Origin of the sequence: Streptomyces mirabilis, assembly GCF_039503195.1 — a bacterium.
Taxonomy (GTDB): domain Bacteria; phylum Actinomycetota; class Actinomycetes; order Streptomycetales; family Streptomycetaceae; genus Streptomyces; species Streptomyces mirabilis_D.
Genome location: NZ_JBCJKP010000001.1, coordinates 7,731,170 through 7,748,710, shown reverse-complemented (window position 1 = coordinate 7,748,710; position 17,541 = coordinate 7,731,170). Strand labels below are relative to the sequence as shown.

Here is a 17,541-nt window from a genome sequence, read left to right as displayed (position 1 = left end):
CTGCGCGCGGGCTCCGTTCCCCTTAATCTTCCCCGCATGGCTGCGGCTCAGGGACGACTGTCGGACGGCGCTGGCGAAATGGACGATGCCAAGGAGGGGGACCAGGATGCGAGGGAGACGGCTCCGCCGCCCTTCCGGGCTGCCGTCGACGCACTGAGGGCCGCGCGGTTGCGGCCCGAGATCGAGATCGACCCGACGCGCCCACCACAGCGCCTGGCCCCCTACGCGTACGCGCTGGAGGCCGCGGTCGTCGCGGACGACGAGGACCTGGCGGACGGCCGGCTCATTCTGCTGCACGACCCGGCGGGGCACGACGCCTGGCAGGGCTCCTTCCGGCTGGTGACGCTGGTCCGCGCGGAGCTGGAGCCGGAGATGGCGGCCGACCCACTGCTCCCCGACGTCTCCTGGTCGTGGCTGACCGGCGCGTTGCAGGCCCGCGGTCTGTCGTACGGCGAACCGAGCGGCACCGTCACCCGGGCGAGCTCGCACTACTTCGGGGGGCTGTCCGAGCGCCCCGCCGCGTCCCAGATCGAGATCCGGGCCTCCTGGACGCCCCGCGAGGGCCTGGGCGGCGTACCGGACACGGCCGCGCACCTCGCCGCCTGGTGCGATCTGCTCTGTCAGATCGCGGGCCTGCCCCCGGCGGGGCCGGGCGACGGCTCGGTGGTGACCCTTCCGCAGCGCCGGGGTCCGCAGTCCCGCTGAACGCCCGTCTTTCGCTTCTCCGTCTTCCGGGGCGCCCGTGTCATGTCGAACGGGCGCCCTTTTCGACCTCGCGGAACGCCGCGCCCTTTGCCGAGTTCCTTGCCGAGGTTTTGTCGATACGGCCACTTTCAGCCGTGTCGTGACATGGAACGACTCGGTTCGATCTTCGGATGATCGATCGCGTGTCCGAATTGCACGGATTGTTACTCACCAAATCGTGATCATTCTCTAAAGGCGGACGGGTTTGATGCCGAAGACGTCTGTGACCTTGAAAACACGGTTCGCCCCGGCTTCATCCCCACAGCCGGTCCCCGTCCCGCACCCCCAGGAGGCCTGGTGTCCGTTCTCCTCGAGCAGCCCGCAAGCCTGGTCGCCTACCGCCCGAACAAGCCGACCGCCATGGTGGTCGTGGCCGACCCACGGGTCCGATCCACCGTCACCCGCCACCTCTGGGCGCTCGGAGTGCGCGACGTCATCGAGGCGTCGTCCGTCGCGGAGGCCCGTCCCCGAATCGGCAACCCGCGCGACATCTGTGTCGCCGACGTCCACCTGCCCGACGGCAGCGGGCTCACCCTGCTGTCCGAGACCCGAGCCGCGGGCTGGCCCAACGGCCTCGCCCTCTCCGCCGCCGACGACATCGGCGCCGTGCGCAACGCCCTCGCGGGCGGCGTCAAGGGCTATGTCGTCACCGGCACCCGTACGAACGTCGGGCTCCCCACCCGCCCCGGTGTCGCGCCCATCGGCTCGGCCGCCGCCCGTATGCACCGCCGCCCCCCGGGTGCCCCGAGCCACCCGGGCGGCTACCGCGAGCTCTCCGGCCGAGAGGTCGAGGTGCTCCGGCTCGTCGCCGAGGGCCAGTCGAACAAGGCCATCGGCGTCTCCATGGGCCTGTCCGCGCTGACCGTCAAGAGCCACCTCGCCCGCATCGCCCGCAAGCTCGGCACGGGCGACCGCGCCGGGATGGTGGCGGTCGCCCTGCGGACGGGGATCATCCACTGAAACAGGGGCACACCCCCACCGGACCGGAACTTTCACCGACCTGACTGGTTTACGACCCTCCTGCGCCCGCCGACGGAACGTTCCGTCGGCGGGCGCAGTCCATACACAGATACCCTTGACAGGTGACCGACGCCCAAGAGACCGCAGAAGACAGCTCACTGCGAACCACCGGAGGCGGCCCTCCGGACGACGTCGAATCGGCGCCGATCCCTTTGCTTGAGCCCCGAGAGGGCATTCCGCCCGTCGTCGCCGACGAGACCTCGCTCGCCGAGGTGATCGCGGCCTTCGCCGCCGGCTCCGGCCCCGTGGCCGTGGACGCCGAACGCGCGTCCGGGTACCGATACGGCCAGCGCGCCTATCTGGTGCAGCTGCGCCGCGAGGGCGCCGGCACCGCGCTGATCGACCCCGTCGCCTGTCCCGACCTCTCCGGGCTCGGCGAGGCCATCTCCGGCGTCGAGTGGGTGCTGCACGCCGCAACCCAGGACCTGCCGTGTCTGCGGGAGATAGGCATGGTGCCGACGCGGCTCTTCGACACCGAGCTGGCCGGACGCCTGGCCGGGTTCCCCCGAGTGGGCCTGGGCGCGATGGTCGAGAGCGTGCTCGGCTTCGTACTGGAGAAGGGGCACTCCGCGGTCGACTGGTCCACGCGCCCGCTCCCGGAGCCGTGGCTGCGCTACGCCGCGCTCGACGTGGAACTGCTCGTCGATCTGCGCGACGCCCTGGAGAAGGAGCTCGACCGGCAGGGCAAGCTGGACTGGGCCCGACAGGAGTTCGACGCGATCGCGCAGGCCGAGCCCGCGCCGCCGCGCAAGGACCCCTGGCGCCGCACGTCCGGGATGCACAAGGTGCGCCGCCGTCGGCAGATGGCGGTCGTGCGGGAGCTGTGGGAGGCCCGGGACCGGATCGCCCAGCGCCGGGACATCTCGCCGGGCAAGGTGCTGGGGGACGGGGCCATCGTGGAGGCCGCGCTCGCCCTTCCGGCCAACGTGCACGCGCTTGCCGCGCTGAACGGGTTCGGGCACCGGATGGGGCGGCGCCAGCTGGAGCAGTGGCAGGCCGCCGTGGACCGCGCGAAGGCAGTGCCGGACGCCGAGCTGCCGCAGCCCGGGCAGCCCGTCACCGGGCCTCCGCCGCCGCGCGCCTGGGCCGACAAGGACCCGGCCGCCGCAGCCCGGCTCTCCGCGGCGCGGGCCGCCGTGTCGGCGCTGGCCGAGGAGCTCAACATGCCGCAGGAGAACCTGATCACTCCGGACACGGTCCGGCGGGTGTGCTGGGAGCCGCCGGCCGGTGCCGACGCCGAGTCGGTTTCGGCCGCGCTCGCCGGGTACGGGGCTCGTGCGTGGCAGGTGGAGCTGGTCACACCGGTCCTGGTGGATGCGCTGGCCGTCAAGGGTGCCTAGTCGCCGTACGTGGTGCCGTACGTGGTTCTGACGTACGGCGACCGCGTGCCGTTTCGGGTTGCTCGCGCAGTTCCCCGCACCCCTTTCGGGGCGCGGTTTCGTCTCCCGTGCGCTCCGAAGGGGCCCTTGAAGCGAAAGAGCGACGTCGAGATCACGCCAAGATCCTCGGATGGCCTACAGAGACCGGAGTGGAGATCGAGACGATGTCCGTGCCCGAGCGGAGACGATCGACGGATGTGACGTTCGCCGCTCCCGTCGTCGGGACTGGGCAGGGTGGTTACTCGCAAGTAGCATGACGGGGTGAGCGCGCGCTCAGTCGCGTGCGACGCGCAGCAGTGCCATCCCGCATCTGGAGGAGAGCCATCGTGCCTCGTACCGTCAGGGACGTCGTCTTCGTCGACGGCGTCCGCACCCCGTTCGGCAAGGCGGGCCCGAAGGGCATCTACCACGAGACCCGCGCCGACGACCTCGTCGTGAAGGCCATCCGGGAGCTGCTGCGTCGCAACCCGGGCCTCGACCCGAAGAAGATCGACGAGGTCGCCATCGCCGCGACCACGCAGATCGGTGACCAGGGTCTGACCCTGGGGCGGACCGCGGGCATCCTCGCCGGGCTGCCGCAGTCGGTCCCCGGCTACTCCATCGACCGTATGTGCGCGGGCGCGCTGACCGCCGTCACCACCACCGCGGGCTCCATCGCCTTCGGTGCCTACGACGCCGTCATCGCCGGTGGTGTCGAGCACATGGGCCGCCACCCGATGGGCGAGGGCGTGGACCCGAACCCGCGGTTCGTCAGCGAGAAGCTGGTCGACGAGTCCGCCCTGTTCATGGGCATGACCGCCGAGAACCTGCACGACCGCTACCCGCAGATCACCAAGCAGCGCGCCGACGAGTACGCCGTGCGCTCGCAGGAGAAGGCCGCCAAGGCGTACGCCAACGGCAAGATCCAGCAGGACCTGGTGCCGATCTCGGTGCGCAACACCAACGCGGAGGTCGGTGAGACCGGCTGGGGCCTGGTCACCGCCGACGAGCCGATGCGCCCGGGCACCACGCTGGAGAACCTGGCCGGGCTCAAGACGCCGTTCCGCGTGCACGGCCGGGTCACCGCCGGCAACGCGGCCGGTCTGAACGACGGTGCCACCGCCTCGATCATCGCGAGCGAGGACTTCGCCCGCGAGCACAACCTGCCGGTGAAGATGCGGCTCGTCTCGTACGCCTTCGCGGGCGTCGAGCCGGAGGTCATGGGCTACGGCCCGATCCCGGCGACGGAGAAGGCCCTCGCCAAGGCGGGTCTGTCCATCGAGGACATCAACCTCTTCGAGGTCAACGAGGCCTTCGCCGTCCAGGTGCTGGCGTTCCTCGAGCACTACGGCATCGCGGACGACGACGCGCGCGTGAACCAGTACGGCGGCGCCATCGCCTTCGGTCACCCGCTCGCCTCCTCCGGCGTACGTCTGATGACGCAGCTGGCCCGCCAGTTCGAGGAGCAGCCGGAGGTCCGTTACGGCCTCACCACCATGTGCGTCGGCTTCGGCATGGGCGCCACGGTGATCTGGGAGAACCCGCACCACAAGGACGCCGGAGGCAACAAGTGAGCACCGCTGAACTCCTGAAGGGTGCGGCCGAGCTGTTCCCCGACGAGGTCGTGACGTCCGCGCACGTACGCCACCTCGACCTGCCGTTCGGTGCCGGGCGTTTCGCGCTCATCACCCTTGACAACGGTTTCGACCACACCAAGCCGACCACCTTCGGCCCGGCCTCGCTGGCGAACCTGAGCGCCGCGATCGACCAGGTCGAGAAGGAGGCCGCGGCCGGCGAGATCGTCGGTGTCGGCGTCACCGGCAAGCCGTTCATCTTCGCGGTCGGCGCGGACCTGAAGGGCGTCGAGCTCCTCAAGCACCACGACGACGCGCTCGCCATCGGCAAGGGCGGCCACGAGGTCTTCAAGCGTCTCGCGGCGCTGGCCGTCCCGACCTTCGCGTACTACAACGGCGCGGCGATGGGGGGCGGTGTCGAGGTCGGTCTGCACTGCCAGTACCGCACGGTGTCGAAGGCCATCGCGGCCTTCTCCCTCCCCGAGGTCTTCCTCGGTCTGGTCCCGGGCTGGGGCGGCTGCACGCTGCTGCCGAACCTGATCGGCGCCGACAAGGCCGTCTCGGTCATCATCGAGAACTCGCTCAACCAGAACAAGCAGCTCAAGGGCAAGCAGGTCTTCGACCTCGGCATCGCCGACGCCCTCTTCGAAGGCGCCGACTTCCTCGAGCAGTCGCTGATCTGGACCGCGTCCGTCCTCAAGGGCGACATCGCGGTCGAGCGTCCCGAGATCGACCGCGGCGAGGCCTGGGACCAGGCCGTCGCCAAGGGCCGGTTCATCGCCGACGGCAAGGTGCACGGGGCGGCTCCGGCCGCGTACCGCGCCCTCGACATCATCGAGGCGGCCAAGGACGGCGACCTGCAGAAGGGCTACGACGCCGAGGACATCGCCCTCGCCGACCTGATCATGGGCGGCGAACTGCGTTCCGGCATCTACGCCTTCAACCTGGTCCAGAAGCGCGGCAAGCGCCCCGCGGGCGCGCCGGACAAGAACCTGGCCCGTCCGATCACCAAGGTGGGCGTCGTGGGCGCGGGCCTGATGGCCTCGCAGCTCGCCCTGCTCTTCCTGCGCCGCCTCGAAGTACCGGTCGTCCTCACGGACATCGACCAGGAGCGCGTCGACAAGGGTGTGGGCTACGTCCACGCCGAGATCGACAAGCTGCTGGCGAAGTCCCGCGTCAACCAGGACAAGGCCAACCGCCTCAAGGCGCTGGTGACCGGTGTCCTGGACAAGGCCGAGGGATTCTCCGACGCCGACTTCATCATCGAGGCCGTCTTCGAGGAGATCGGCGTCAAGCAGCAGGTGTTCGCGGAGGTCGAGGCGGTCGCCCCGGCGCACGCGATCCTCGCCACCAACACCTCCTCCCTCTCGGTGACGGAGATGGCGTCGAAGCTGAAGAACCCCGAGCGGGTCGTGGGCTTCCACTTCTTCAACCCGGTCGCGATCCTGCCGCTCCTCGAGATCGTGCGCGGCGAGCGGACGGACGACGCCTCGCTGGCCACGGCCTTCGCCGTCGCCAAGAAGCTGAAGAAGACCGCGGTACTGGTGAAGGACGCCCCGGCGTTCGTCGTCAACCGCATCCTCACCCGCTTCATGGGCGAGATCCAGAACGTCATCGACGAGGGCACGCCGGTCGAGGTCGCGGAGAAGGCGGTCGAGCCGCTGGGTCTGCCGATGTCTCCGCTGGTGCTCCTTGAGCTGGTCGGTCCGGCCATCGGCCTGCACGTCTCGGAGACCCTCAACCGGGCCTTCCCGGACCGCTTCACGGTCTCGCCGAACCTCGCGGCCGTCGTCAAGGCGGGCAAGCGCGGCTTCTACGTGTACGACTCCGGGAAGCCGGAGCTGGACCCCGAGGTCGCGGCGCTCCTGAAGCAGGGCGACGCGGTCCTCACGGAGGAGCAGGTGCGTGCCCGTGTCCTGGACGCGGTCGCCCAGGAGATCGGTCTGATGCTCGACGAGGGTGTCGTCGCCGAGGCCCAGGACATCGACCTCTGCCTGATCACCGGTGCCGGCTGGCCCTTCCACCTGGGCGGGATCACTCCGTACCTGGACCGTGAGGGCGTCTCCGAGCGAGTGACCGGCAAGCGGTTCCTCGAGGCCGGGGTGGCTTCCGTCCCCGCGTAGCCGCTCCGCTCCGTCTCCCGGGTGCCCTGTATGCCGACGTGGCGTACGGGGCACCCGTCGTTTCCCTCGTCCTCGAACGCCGGACGGGCTGAGAGTGCGCGCCAGCGCGCTCAAGGGGCGCGGGGAACTGCGCGACCAGCCACCGCCGGGCCGCAGACGGAGAGTCGGCCGGGAGGCTGGGGGCGGAGCCCCCAGGGATGGGACGGGTAAGGGCGGCGGGGGCGGGAAACGGCTGTTACACCGGGCGCCACGCCTCCAACGCCAAGCCCGGTTCATCCTTGCGCCGGGTGAGGAGGAGCTCCTCACGGCCGGGGGCGACCGTCGCCGCGACCACACGCCCCTCCTCGTCCTCCGCCAAAGACACCTCGGCCCCGACGGGAAGCCCAGGACCCGACTCGGTCCACCACGCCCCCGCCGCCTCCTGCTCGGTGGGATACGCGGCGAAGACGATCCGCCCGCTCGCCGACCGCTGCGCGAGCAACGTGCAGTCGTAGCCGTCGAGTTCACACCGGATCGCCGAGACGGGTCCGGGACCGGCCGACGCGAGCACGGCGACAGGCTTGGTGCCCGGGCGCCACGCGCACACGTCACCCGCCTCGTCGGTGAAGAAGAGGGTGGTGGAGGAGGGGGAGGTGGCGAGGACGCGGAGAGTTCCGGGGCGTACGGATGTCTCCAGGGACTCCTGGAGCACCGGCTGCTTGCCCGGCTCCTCCTGGCGCCAGTGGGCGACCCCGTCCGGCACGGCCGCGTACAGCTCGACGAGCCCGGACTCCCCCGTCACGGCCGCCAGATCCTCCCGTACGTCGCTGCCCTTGAGGTCGCGCCACGGATCCCAGCCGCCCTTCTCCTTCTGGGCGACCATGCTGACCCCGCCGCCCTTGTTGCGCACGAAGACGTGCGCACGCCCCTGCGCGTCGACCGCGACGGCCGGCGTACCGGTGCGGTCACCCGTCCTGTCGGGGTGCCCGATCGCATGCCAGTCGAGCGCGGCGAGCCGCGGCCGGAAGTGCGTGGTGTGCATGAGCCCGGACTCGCCGGGCACGGTGGGGCGCCAGGAGACGAGGTGGGTGTAGCCGTCGGCGCCCTGGCCGACGGCGAGGACGGGGTGCAGGCGCTGCTCGCCGCCGATGGTGCGCGGTGGGTCCCAGGGGCCGCCGGGGCCGCGCTCCGCCCGGCAGTGGACGGCGGTGCCCGACAGCAGGTACGCACTGAGCCTGCCGTCGCGACCGCGTCTGAGCCATTCGCCGTTCACCGGTTCACTTTAATCCGGGGCCCTCTCGTCTTGATCCGGGGCCCTCTCGTCATCGCCTGGGTGCCGGCCTCCCGGTAGTACAGGCAGGTGCGGCCCGCGCCCCTTCGCTCTGCCCCGAGGCTGCGCGCCCGGATCTGGTCCGCATGACGTGACCTGCCGTGCGACGCTGGTCGGATGACCGACCAGCCTCTGCTCGTGATCATCGACGCCGCCAACGTCGTCGGCTCCGTCCCCGACGGCTGGTGGCGCGACCGCCGGGGTGCCGCGGAGCGGCTGCGGGACCGGCTCGCCCGGGACGGACTGCCCGGACACGAGGGTCCGGTGGAGCTGGTCCTCGTGGTGGAGGGCGCGGCCAAGGGGGTGGAGTCCGTCCCCGGCGTACGGGTCGTGGAGGCACCCGGCAGCGGCGACGACCGCATCGTCGAGGCGGTGACCGAGGCCGGTGACCGCCCCGTCCTGGTCGTCACGGCGGACCGTGAACTGCGGCGCAGGGTGAGCGAGGCGGGCGCGGAGGTGGCGGGACCCCGGACGGTACGGGGGCCCTCCTGAGCCGGCGCGCGACCGCTGGGCCGGGACGGGTCGGCGGGCGGGCGGGGCGAGCCCGGGTGAGCGGCGTGGCCCCGGCGTCAGTCCGGCGGCCCCGTGCGGGCGTACAGCACCGCCCCGTCCACCGTGCCCGACTCCTCGTATCCCGCGGCCAGCAGCCGGCGCAGCGAGCTGACCCGGTCGGGGGCGTACGGCTTGCCCCGGGAGTCGTCGACGACCAGGGCCGGTGGGTGAGCCGTCAGTTCCGCGCGGAACACCGGCCAGGCGCCCTCGACGGCGTACTTCTCGCCGACCTGGGGACCGTCACGGCCCCCGCTGTAGTTGGTGAGGAGCCCGGCGGTCAGATAGCGGCTGGCGGGGGTCCGGTTCGCCAGCCAGTACGTCTCCGGGTGTATGCCCCACACGAGGACGCGGTCCCCGGGATCCGTACGGTGGTGCAGGGCTGCGGCGAGGCGCTGGGCGTGTCCGAGTTCGGGGCGTGGCGCGAGCAGGCCCCAGGCCAGGAACAGCGCGCAACACCCGACCGAGGCGAAGACGGCGGTCACCAGGCGGTCGCGGGGCAGGATCTGGAGCGCGGCCGTCGCCAACAGGGCCACGGACGGAATGAGTTGCAGGTAGTAGTGGCCGAAGAAGTGGAACCCGACCAGGACCGCCACCGCCGACGAGCCCAGCCACAGCCAGAGTTCGGCCGCGCCGGCGCGGGCCACGCGCAGCGCCCGCAGGATCGGCGGGATCAGGCCCGCACAGGCCGCCGCGAGGATCCCCGTGTTGGTCAACCCCCGTGACAGGACGTGCAGTTCGGAGCCCCTGAAGGAGACGTAGGCACCCGAGCCGGTGACCGTCCAGAACAGGAAACCCGCCGGGGTGGTGAGCAGCGCCGCACCCAGGACCGGGGCGGCCACGCCACCTCCCAGCCACAGCAGGCCCTTTCGGGGGTCCTTCTCCTGGCGCCACAGCATCCAGAGCACCGGCACCATCACCACCCCGCCGGTCTGCTTGGTCAGGAAGGAGCAGGCCACGGCGACCCCCGCGGCGCCCCAGCGGCACCGGTCGGCGCACCACATCGCGGCCGTCGTGCAGGGCAGTATGAACACCTCGAAGGTCGCCGCCTGCGCGTCCTCGGGGTTGAGCCCGATGGAGACCAGCGCGTACAGCACCCCGGCCGTGCGCCCGGCCCGATCGCCCCAGCGACGCCGGGCCAGCGAGGCCAGCAGCACGGCGGTCGACAGCTGGGCCACGATCGCGAGGACGCGCACGGACGTCAGCGAACCGGAACCGAACACCGCGAACGCCGCCTCGTACAACCACGGCACGAGCGGCGGCTTGCGGTCCACGACGGTCTCGTAGAGCTCTCCCCCGCCCGCCAGTATCCGCGCCTGTACGGCGAGATAGCCCTCGTCGGGGTTCCACAGCGGCCGTACGAAGGAGGGGGTCCGGGTGAGACAGACCAGCACCCCGAGGAGGGGCAGCAGCCGTCTCCAGTAGCCGGGGCCCGACATCCGTGACGCGGCTGCGGAGCGTGGTGATTCCAGGAGCCCGGCGAGCATACGGTGCACGCTATCCGGCCCCGCGGCCTCCACCGAAGCGGGACATACGGGGCCGGAGCATCAATGGGGGCCGATCACTGGGTGTCGGGGCGCGGCGGGTGCACCGCGGCCCCGCTCGTCTCCTCGTGCCGCGCGAGACGGCTGTGCGAGCGGCCGTACAGGAAGTAGACGACGAAGCCGATCACCATCCAGATCGCGAACCGCAGCCAGGTCTCGGCCGGCAGGTTGAGCATCAGCCACAGCGAGGCGAGGACGGAGACGATCGGGACCAGCGGGACCAGCGGGGTGCGGAAGGAGCGGTGCAGGTCGGGGCGGGTGTGGCGGAGGATGACGACGCCGATCGCGACGACGACGAAGGCGAAGAGCGTACCGATGTTGACCAGTTCGGCCAGTTCGCTGAGGCTGGTGAAGCCCGCCACGATCGCGATGATCACACCGAGCAGGATGGTCGGCCGGTGCGGGGTGCGGAACCTGGGGTGGACCCGGGAGAAGAACCGCGGCAGCAGTCCGTCGCGGCTCATCGCGAAGAAGACCCGGGTCTGGCCGAGCAGCAGGATCATGCAGACCGTGGTCAGACCGACCGCGGCGCCGAAGCTGATGACGCCCGCGTACCAGGGGTGCCCGGTCGCCTTGAAGGCGTCGGCGAGCGGGGCGTCGATGGACAGCCGGTCGTACCTCTGCATGCCGGTGACGACGATCGACACGGCCACATAGAGAGCGGTGCAGATGAAGAGCGAGCCCAGGATGCCGCGCGGCATGTCCCGCTGCGGGTTCTTGGTCTCCTCCGCGGCCGTCGCCACCACGTCGAAGCCGATGAAGGCGAAGAAGACGACGGAGGCGGCGGTGAAGATGCCCATCACGCCGAAGTTGGTGGGTGTGTAGCCGAAGATGAGCTGGACGAGCGGGGCTTTGAGACTGCTGCCCGCCTCCTGGGCCTGCGCCTTGGGGATGAAGGGCCTGTAGTTGTCACCCACGATGAAGAAGGCGCCCGCGATGATCACGATCATCACGACGGTGACCTTGATGGCGACGACGACCGTGGTGACGCGGGCGGAGAGCTTCACGCCGATGACCAGGATCGCCGTGAGCACCAGCACCAGCGCGGCGGCGAGGATGTCGAACCCGAACCCGGAGGACCCCTCACGCCCGCTGAGATAGTCCGGCAGATGCCAGCCCGCGTTGTCCAGCAGCGAGCGCACGTACCCCGACCAGCCGACGGCCACCACCGCCGTACCGAGCGCGAACTCCAGCACCAGGTCCCAGCCGATGATCCAGGCGGGCAGCTCACCGAGCGAGGCGTACGCGAAGGTGTACGCGGACCCCGCCACCGGGACCGTGGAGGCGAACTCCGCGTAGCACAGCGCCGCCAGGGCGCAGACGACACCCGCGACGACGAACGCCAGCGAGACCGCGGGGCCCGCGTTCTCCCTGGCGACCTTGCCGGTGAGGACGAAGATGCCGGTTCCGATGATGACACCGACGCCGAAGACGGTGAGATCCAGAGCCGACAGCGACTTCTTGAGTGCGTGCTCCGGCTCCTCAGTGTCCAAGATCGACTGTTCGACCTTCTTAGTCCTGAAGAGGGTGCTGCTCACTGGCCTACCTCCACGCTTGGTGTCCTCGACATGATCGAGGGGGCGTGTACCGCGCATGCCCCGAGGCGGTCGAGTTCACGCAAATGGGCCGGTTTCGCCACCCGTGCGGGGTGGCGAAACCGGCCCGATGGACCTGCGTTCGACGGTGGTACGTCAGTCGCGGGCGGGCTCCACCGAGTCCACCGCCTGCGCGGCGGCCCCCGGGAAGCGGCCGTCGAGCTTGGAGACGAGACCGGTGACCTGACGGGCGATGTCCGGTGCGGTCAGGCCGATCTCCGCCATGACCTCGGCGCGCGAGGCGTGGTCGAGGAAGCGCGGCGGGATGCCGAAGTCGCGCAGCGGGACGTCGACACCCGCGTCGCGCAGGGCCTGCGCGATCGTCGATCCGACGCCGCCCACCCGGGAGTTGTCCTCGACGGTGACGACCACGCGGTGCTGCTCGGCGAGCGGGGCCATGGCCTCGTCGACCGGCTTGACCCAGCGCGGGTCGACGACAGTCGTGGAGATGCCCTGCTGGTCGAGGAGACCGGCGATCTCCAGGCACATGGGCGCGAGGGCGCCGACGGAGACGAGGAGCACGTCGGGCGCGTCGGTGCCCGGCTCACGCAGCACGTCCATGCCGCCGATCCGGCCCACCGCGGGCACCGCCGGACCGACCGCGCCCTTGGAGAAGCGGACCACGGTCGGCGCGTCGGTCACGTCGACGGCCTCGCGCAGCTGGGCGCGGACCTGGTCGGCGTCACGCGGCGCGGCGAGCCTGAGACCCGGCACCACCTGAAGGATCGACATGTCCCACATGCCGTTGTGCGAGGCGCCGTCGGTGCCGGTGACCCCCGCGCGGTCCAGCACGAACGTCACGCCGCACTTGTGCAGGGCCACGTCCATCAGGACCTGGTCGAAGGCACGGTTGAGGAAGGTCGCGTACACGGCGAAGACGGGATGCAGTCCGCCGGTCGCCAGGCCCGCCGCGGACACGGCGCCGTGCTGCTCCGCGATGCCGACGTCGTACACCCGTTTGGGGAAGACCTTGGCGAACTTGTCGAGGCCGACCGGCTGGAGCATCGCGGCCGTGATGGCGACCACGTCCTTGCGCTCCTGGCCGAGCTTGACCATCTCCTCGCCGAAGACGGAGGTCCAGTCGGCGCCGGAGGAGGCGATCGGCAGGCCCGTGTCGGGGTGGATCTTGCCGACGGCGTGGAAGCGGTCCGCCTCGTCCTGCAGGGCGGGCTGGTAGCCGCGGCCCTTCTCGGTGAGGCAGTGCACGATGACCGGGCCGCCGAAGCGCTTGGCGCGGGCCAGCGCCGACTCCAGGGCCTCGATGTCGTGGCCGTCGATCGGGCCGACGTACTTCAGGCCCAGATCCTCGAACATGCCCTGCGGGGCGATGAAGTCCTTGAGCCCCTTCTTCGCGCCGTGCAGCGTCTCGTAGAGCGGCTTGCCGACGACCGGCGTGCGCTCCAGGAGGTCCTTCCCCCGGGCGAGGAAGCGCTCGTAGCCGTCCGTGGTGCGCAGGGTCGCCAGGTGGTTCGCGAGGCCGCCGATCGTGGGGGCGTACGAACGCTCGTTGTCGTTGACGACGATGACCAGGTGACGGTCCTTGGCGTCCGCGATGTTGTTGAGCGCCTCCCAGGCCATGCCACCGGTGAGAGCGCCGTCACCGATGACGGCGACCACGTGGTCGTCCCTGTCGAGCACCTCGTTGGCCTTCGCCAGACCGTCGGCCCAGCCGAGGACCGTGGAGGCGTGCGAGTTCTCGATCACGTCGTGCTCGGACTCGGCCTGCGAGGGATAGCCGGACAGGCCGCCCTTCATCTTCAGCTTCGAGAAGTCCTGACGGCCGGTGAGCAGCTTGTGGACGTAGGACTGGTGACCGGTGTCCCACAACACCCTGTCCTTCGGCGACTCGAAGACGCGGTGCAGGGCGATGGTGAGCTCCACGACACCGAGATTGGGGCCCAGGTGGCCGCCTGTCTTGGAGACCGCGTCGACGAGAAAGGTCCTGATCTCGCCGGCCAGCTGGTCCAGCTGCTCCAGGCTGAGCCGGTCCAGATCGCGCGGTCCCCTGATGCGGGTCAGCAGCGGCACCCGTGCCTCCTTGCAGTAGAGCTGTTCGAGCTTTGCCGGGCCTGTCGAGTCTAATGTTCCGCCAGGACATGACTGTGCCCGGCACCGCCATTGGCGCCGGGCACAGGTTCGAAGGGGGCTGCGAGCAGCGCGCCCCACAGGGGAGCGGGGAACTGCGCGACCGGCCGGAGCCGGTCCGCAGCCTCCCCGCGAACCGCTACGCGCGACCGGCCGTCTTCTGCGTCTTGCGGGTGACGGCGTCGATGACGACCGTGGCGAGAAGCACACCACCGGTGATCATGTACTGGATAGGCGACGCGATGCCCTGCAGCGCCAGACCGTACTGGATGGACACGATCACCAGCACACCCAGCAGCGCGTTCCACGTACGACCGCGACCACCGAAGAGGCTGGTGCCACCGATGACCGCCGCGGCGATCGCGTTCATCAGGAGGTCACCCGCGCCCGCGCCCTGGTTGGCGGAGGCGATCTTCGAGGCGATGAACAGACCGCCGATGGCGGCGAACGTACCGGAGATCGCGAAGACCGAGATCCGCACCATCTCCACGTTGATACCGGCACGCCGGGAGGCCTCGACGCTGCCACCGAGCGCGAAGATCTTCCGGCCGTACGCGGTCCGGCGCAGCACGAAGTCCGTGATCAGCAGGACCGCGATGAAGATCACCACGGCCAGCGGAAGGCCCTTGTACTGGTTGTAGGTGATCGCCACGGCGAAGGCGACGATCGCCAGCAGCGCGGTGCGCAGGATCGTCTCGCTCAGCGGCCGGGCCGGCACACCCGCGGCCTCGCGGCGCTTGTTGCCGTAGAAGGAGCTGAGGAAGAACACGGCGGTGACGCCGATGGCGAGCGCGTAGGCGGCGGCGACATCGGTGAAGTAGTAGCTGGTCAGCTTGGCGACGAGACCGTTGCTGTCCAGGTTGATGGTGCCGTTGCTGCCCAGGATCTGGAGCATGAAGCCGTTCCAGAACAGCAGACCGGCCAGGGTGACGGCGAAGGCCGGCACACCGATGCGCGCGAACACGAAGCCGTGGAGCGCGCCCGCGACCGTGCCGGTGAGGATGGCCAGCACGAAGGCCAGATACTCGTTCATGCCGTGCGTGACGTTCAGCACCGCGAACGCGGCGCCGGCGACACCGGAGACCGAACCGACCGACAGGTCGATCTCACCGAGCAGCAGCACGAAGACGATACCGACGGCGATCATGCCCGTGCCGACCATGGCGACGGAGATGTCGGACAGGTTGCCCGCGGTGAGGAAGTTGGAGTTCAGGCTCTGGAAGATGATCCAGATGATGACCAGGCCGAGGACGACCGGGATGGAGCCCAGGTCACCGGCCTTCATCTTGCGCTTGAACTCGGAGGCGTAGCCCGCGAGGCCCTGCTCGCGCACGAGGAGCCGGGGATCGATCGCGGTGACCGCCGCGGCGGCCGCCTCGGGGTTCTCCACGACGTGGTCCTCGGGGGTCTCAGAGGTCTTGTCGATGCTCACTTCTGAGCCTCCCCATTGCTGCGCGCCGCACGACGGGTCACGGCGTTCTCCGTGGCGCCCGTGATGGCGGAGATGATCTCTTCCTGCGAGGTCGACTTGACCTCGAAGATGCCGTTGTTGCGCCCGAGGCGCAGGACGGCGACCTTGTCGGCCACGGCCTTCACATCCGCCATGTTGTGGCTGATGAGGATGACCGCGTGACCGCGCTCACGCAGCCGCTCGACGAGGTCGAGCACCTGGGCGGTCTGCTCGACACCGAGGGCCGCGGTGGGCTCGTCGAGGATGACGAGCTTGGGCTCGCCGAGCATCGAGCGGGCGATCGCCACGGTCTGGCGCTGACCGCCGGAGAGCGAGGCGATCGGGATGCGGACGCTGGGGATACGGATGGACAGCGTGTCCAGCAGCTCGCGGGAGCGGCGCTCCATCTCGACCTCGTCCAGGATGCCGCGCTTCTTCAGCTCCCGGCCCAGGTAGAGGTTGCCGACGACGTCGATGTTGTCGCACAGCGCCAGGTCCTGGTACACGGTCGCGATACCGAGGCCCTGGGCGTCCTGCGGCTTGTTGATGTGGACGGCCTTGCCGTCCCACTCGATGGCGCCTTCATCGATGGGGTGCACGCCGGCGATCGTCTTCACCAGCGTGGACTTTCCGGCGCCGTTGTCGCCCACCAGGGCGACCACTTCGCCGGCGTGGACCTCAAGCTCTACATCGGTGAGCGCCTGGACGGCACCGAATCGCTTGGAGACCCCGCGCAACGCCAGGACAGGCGTAGCGGACACGTTAACCATCTCCTTCGCCGCCTGACCCGGCGGGAGGTTGTGCAGAAGTTTGTGGAGGGGGTGTTCCGTCCGGCGCCCCGCCCTAGCTTTGCGGGGCTGATGGATGCGGGGCGCCGGAGGGGCTTTCGATGACGCAAGTCCCGTACGGAAATTCAAGAACGGATTCCCGTACGTGGATAGAGACTTGCGGCGGCTACTTCAGTTGCTCGGACTACTTGATGCCGAGCGCGTCGCACTTGGCCTTGTAGGCGCTCGTGCAGATGTCGCTGACCGTGTAGACGCCGTCCTTGATGACGGTGTCGTTGATGTTGGCCTTGGTCAGCGAGACGACCGCGACGATGACCGACGGGATCGCCTTGTCGGTCGGGCTGTCGACCTTGTCCTTGGCGACGGTGTCGAGCGACTTGCCCTGGGCGAGCGCGACAGCCATCTCGGCGGCGGCGTCGGCCTCGGGGGCGTACGGCTTGTAGACGCTCATGAACTGCTCACCGGCGATGATGCGCTGCACACCCGCGAGCTCGGCGTCCTGGCCGGTGACCGGGACGGAGATGCCCGCGGCCTTCAGGGCCGTGATGATACCGCCGGCCATGCCGTCGTTGGCGGAGTAGACGCCGACGATGTTCTTCTTGCCGAGGGCGGAGATGGCGCCCTCCATGTTGGCGTTGGCGTTCTCCGGCTTCCAGTCCTTGGTGTCGTACTCCTTGCCGACGTTCACCTTGCCGTCGAGGACGGAGTGGGCACCGGCCTTGAACTGGGCGGCGTTCGGGTCGGTGGACGACCCGTTCATCATCACGATCTTGCCGGACTTGGCCTTGGAGCCGAGCGCGGTGAGGAGGGCCTCACCCTGCGTCTTGCCGACGGTCGTGTTGTCGAACGACGTGTAGCCGCTGATCGGGCCCTGGGCGAGACGGTCGTAGGCGACGACGGGGATGCCGGCGTCCTTGGCCTTCTGGACCGAGTTCTTGATGGCCGCAGAGTCCACAGCGTCGACGATGAGGACATCCACCTTGTTGGTGATCATCGTGTCGACCTGCTGGTTCTGCGTGCTCGCGTCCTGCTTGGCGTTGGCGTAGACGACCTCGCCCTTGTTGTTCGTAAGCTCCTTGACCTTCTTCTCGATCAGAGGCTTGTCGAACTTCTCGTAACGCGCGGTCTGGTTCTCGGGAAGGAGCAGGCCGACCTTGATCGCGTCGCCCTTCTTGGCGGAGCCGGAGCTGTCGCTCTTGCTGCCACCGGACTCCTTGGCACTGCCACAAGCAGCCAGCGAAACGGCCATCGCACCAGCGGCAACGGCAAACGCGGCACGACGCATACGCGTGTTCACTCTTGAAACCTCCCTGACGAGGCCGCGTCGTTGCGGCCGAGGTGGCTGGAAGTCAACTCGGCCACGCGAGCGACGTCAAGAAGTAAATACTTAACGAGATGGCAA

Annotated in this window: 13 protein-coding genes; 6 read left to right on the top strand and 7 right to left on the bottom strand. The window is 69.8% G+C overall.

Annotated elements, in window-relative coordinates:
- The first annotated feature begins 78 nt into the window (after positions 1-78).
- From AAFF41_RS35280 to AAFF41_RS35260, 5 genes are all read left to right on the top strand, one after another.
- The gene (locus AAFF41_RS35280) at positions 79-705 is read left to right on the top strand and encodes a DUF3000 domain-containing protein (RefSeq protein WP_319748552.1); all 627 of its coding nucleotides are present in this window, start codon (positions 79-81) and stop codon (positions 703-705) included.
- 336 nt (positions 706-1,041) lie between these two features.
- On the top strand, positions 1,042-1,704 hold the full coding sequence (locus AAFF41_RS35275; RefSeq protein ID WP_054234007.1) for a response regulator transcription factor: 663 nt from the start codon (positions 1,042-1,044) through the stop codon (positions 1,702-1,704).
- 122 nt (positions 1,705-1,826) lie between these two features.
- Positions 1,827-3,104 carry a ribonuclease D gene (locus AAFF41_RS35270; protein ID WP_319748551.1) on the top strand — a complete coding sequence of 426 codons (1,278 nt, stop codon included), beginning with the start codon at positions 1,827-1,829 and terminating at the stop codon, positions 3,102-3,104.
- 365 nt (positions 3,105-3,469) lie between these two features.
- A complete protein-coding gene (locus AAFF41_RS35265; RefSeq protein ID WP_319748550.1) occupies positions 3,470-4,696 on the top strand; it encodes a thiolase family protein in 1,227 nt (408 codons plus the stop codon).
- Complete coding sequence (locus tag AAFF41_RS35260; RefSeq protein ID WP_343325193.1) at positions 4,693-6,819, top strand: 3-hydroxyacyl-CoA dehydrogenase NAD-binding domain-containing protein; 2,127 nt, start codon at positions 4,693-4,695, stop codon at positions 6,817-6,819. The genes AAFF41_RS35265 and AAFF41_RS35260 overlap by 4 nt, the downstream gene beginning before the upstream one ends.
- 235 nt (positions 6,820-7,054) lie before the next feature.
- Here the strand turns inward: AAFF41_RS35260 and AAFF41_RS35255 are convergent, their stop codons facing one another.
- Complete coding sequence (locus tag AAFF41_RS35255) at positions 7,055-8,071, bottom strand: PLL family lectin (protein WP_343325192.1); 1,017 nt, start codon at positions 8,069-8,071, stop codon at positions 7,055-7,057.
- Between the two features lie 174 nt (positions 8,072-8,245).
- On the opposite strand from AAFF41_RS35255, the gene AAFF41_RS35250 reads away from it, so the two are divergent.
- Entirely contained in the window at positions 8,246-8,620 is a 375-nt protein-coding gene (locus AAFF41_RS35250) for an NTP pyrophosphohydrolase (RefSeq protein ID WP_319748547.1), read from the top strand.
- Positions 8,621-8,697: 77 nt separating this feature from the next.
- On the opposite strand, the gene AAFF41_RS35245 is transcribed toward AAFF41_RS35250, so the two are convergent.
- The 6 genes from AAFF41_RS35245 to AAFF41_RS35220 all read right to left on the bottom strand — a co-directional run bounded on the left by AAFF41_RS35245 (position 8,698) and on the right by AAFF41_RS35220 (position 17,424).
- Complete coding sequence (locus tag AAFF41_RS35245; protein WP_319748546.1) at positions 8,698-10,164, bottom strand: ArnT family glycosyltransferase; 1,467 nt, start codon at positions 10,162-10,164, stop codon at positions 8,698-8,700.
- Positions 10,165-10,238: 74 nt separating this feature from the next.
- Positions 10,239-11,759, bottom strand: coding sequence for an amino acid permease (locus AAFF41_RS35240; protein ID WP_319748545.1), 1,521 nt, complete (start codon positions 11,757-11,759; stop codon positions 10,239-10,241).
- 153 nt (positions 11,760-11,912) lie between these two features.
- Positions 11,913-13,844 carry a 1-deoxy-D-xylulose-5-phosphate synthase gene (gene dxs, locus AAFF41_RS35235; protein WP_060899985.1) on the bottom strand — a complete coding sequence of 644 codons (1,932 nt, stop codon included), beginning with the start codon at positions 13,842-13,844 and terminating at the stop codon, positions 11,913-11,915.
- Between the two features lie 196 nt (positions 13,845-14,040).
- The gene (locus AAFF41_RS35230) at positions 14,041-15,333 is read right to left on the bottom strand and encodes a sugar ABC transporter permease (protein WP_319748544.1); all 1,293 of its coding nucleotides are present in this window, start codon (positions 15,331-15,333) and stop codon (positions 14,041-14,043) included.
- Positions 15,330-16,121 (bottom strand): ATP-binding cassette domain-containing protein, encoded by a 792-nt coding sequence (locus tag AAFF41_RS35225; RefSeq protein WP_054234017.1) that lies wholly within the window; start codon positions 16,119-16,121, stop codon positions 15,330-15,332. Before AAFF41_RS35225 ends, AAFF41_RS35230 begins: the two co-directional genes overlap by 4 nt.
- Before the next feature lie 202 nt (positions 16,122-16,323).
- Positions 16,324-17,424, bottom strand: a complete 1,101-nt coding sequence (locus AAFF41_RS35220; RefSeq protein ID WP_319748612.1) for a substrate-binding domain-containing protein — start codon at positions 17,422-17,424, stop codon at positions 16,324-16,326.
- Positions 17,425-17,541 lie beyond the last annotated feature (117 nt).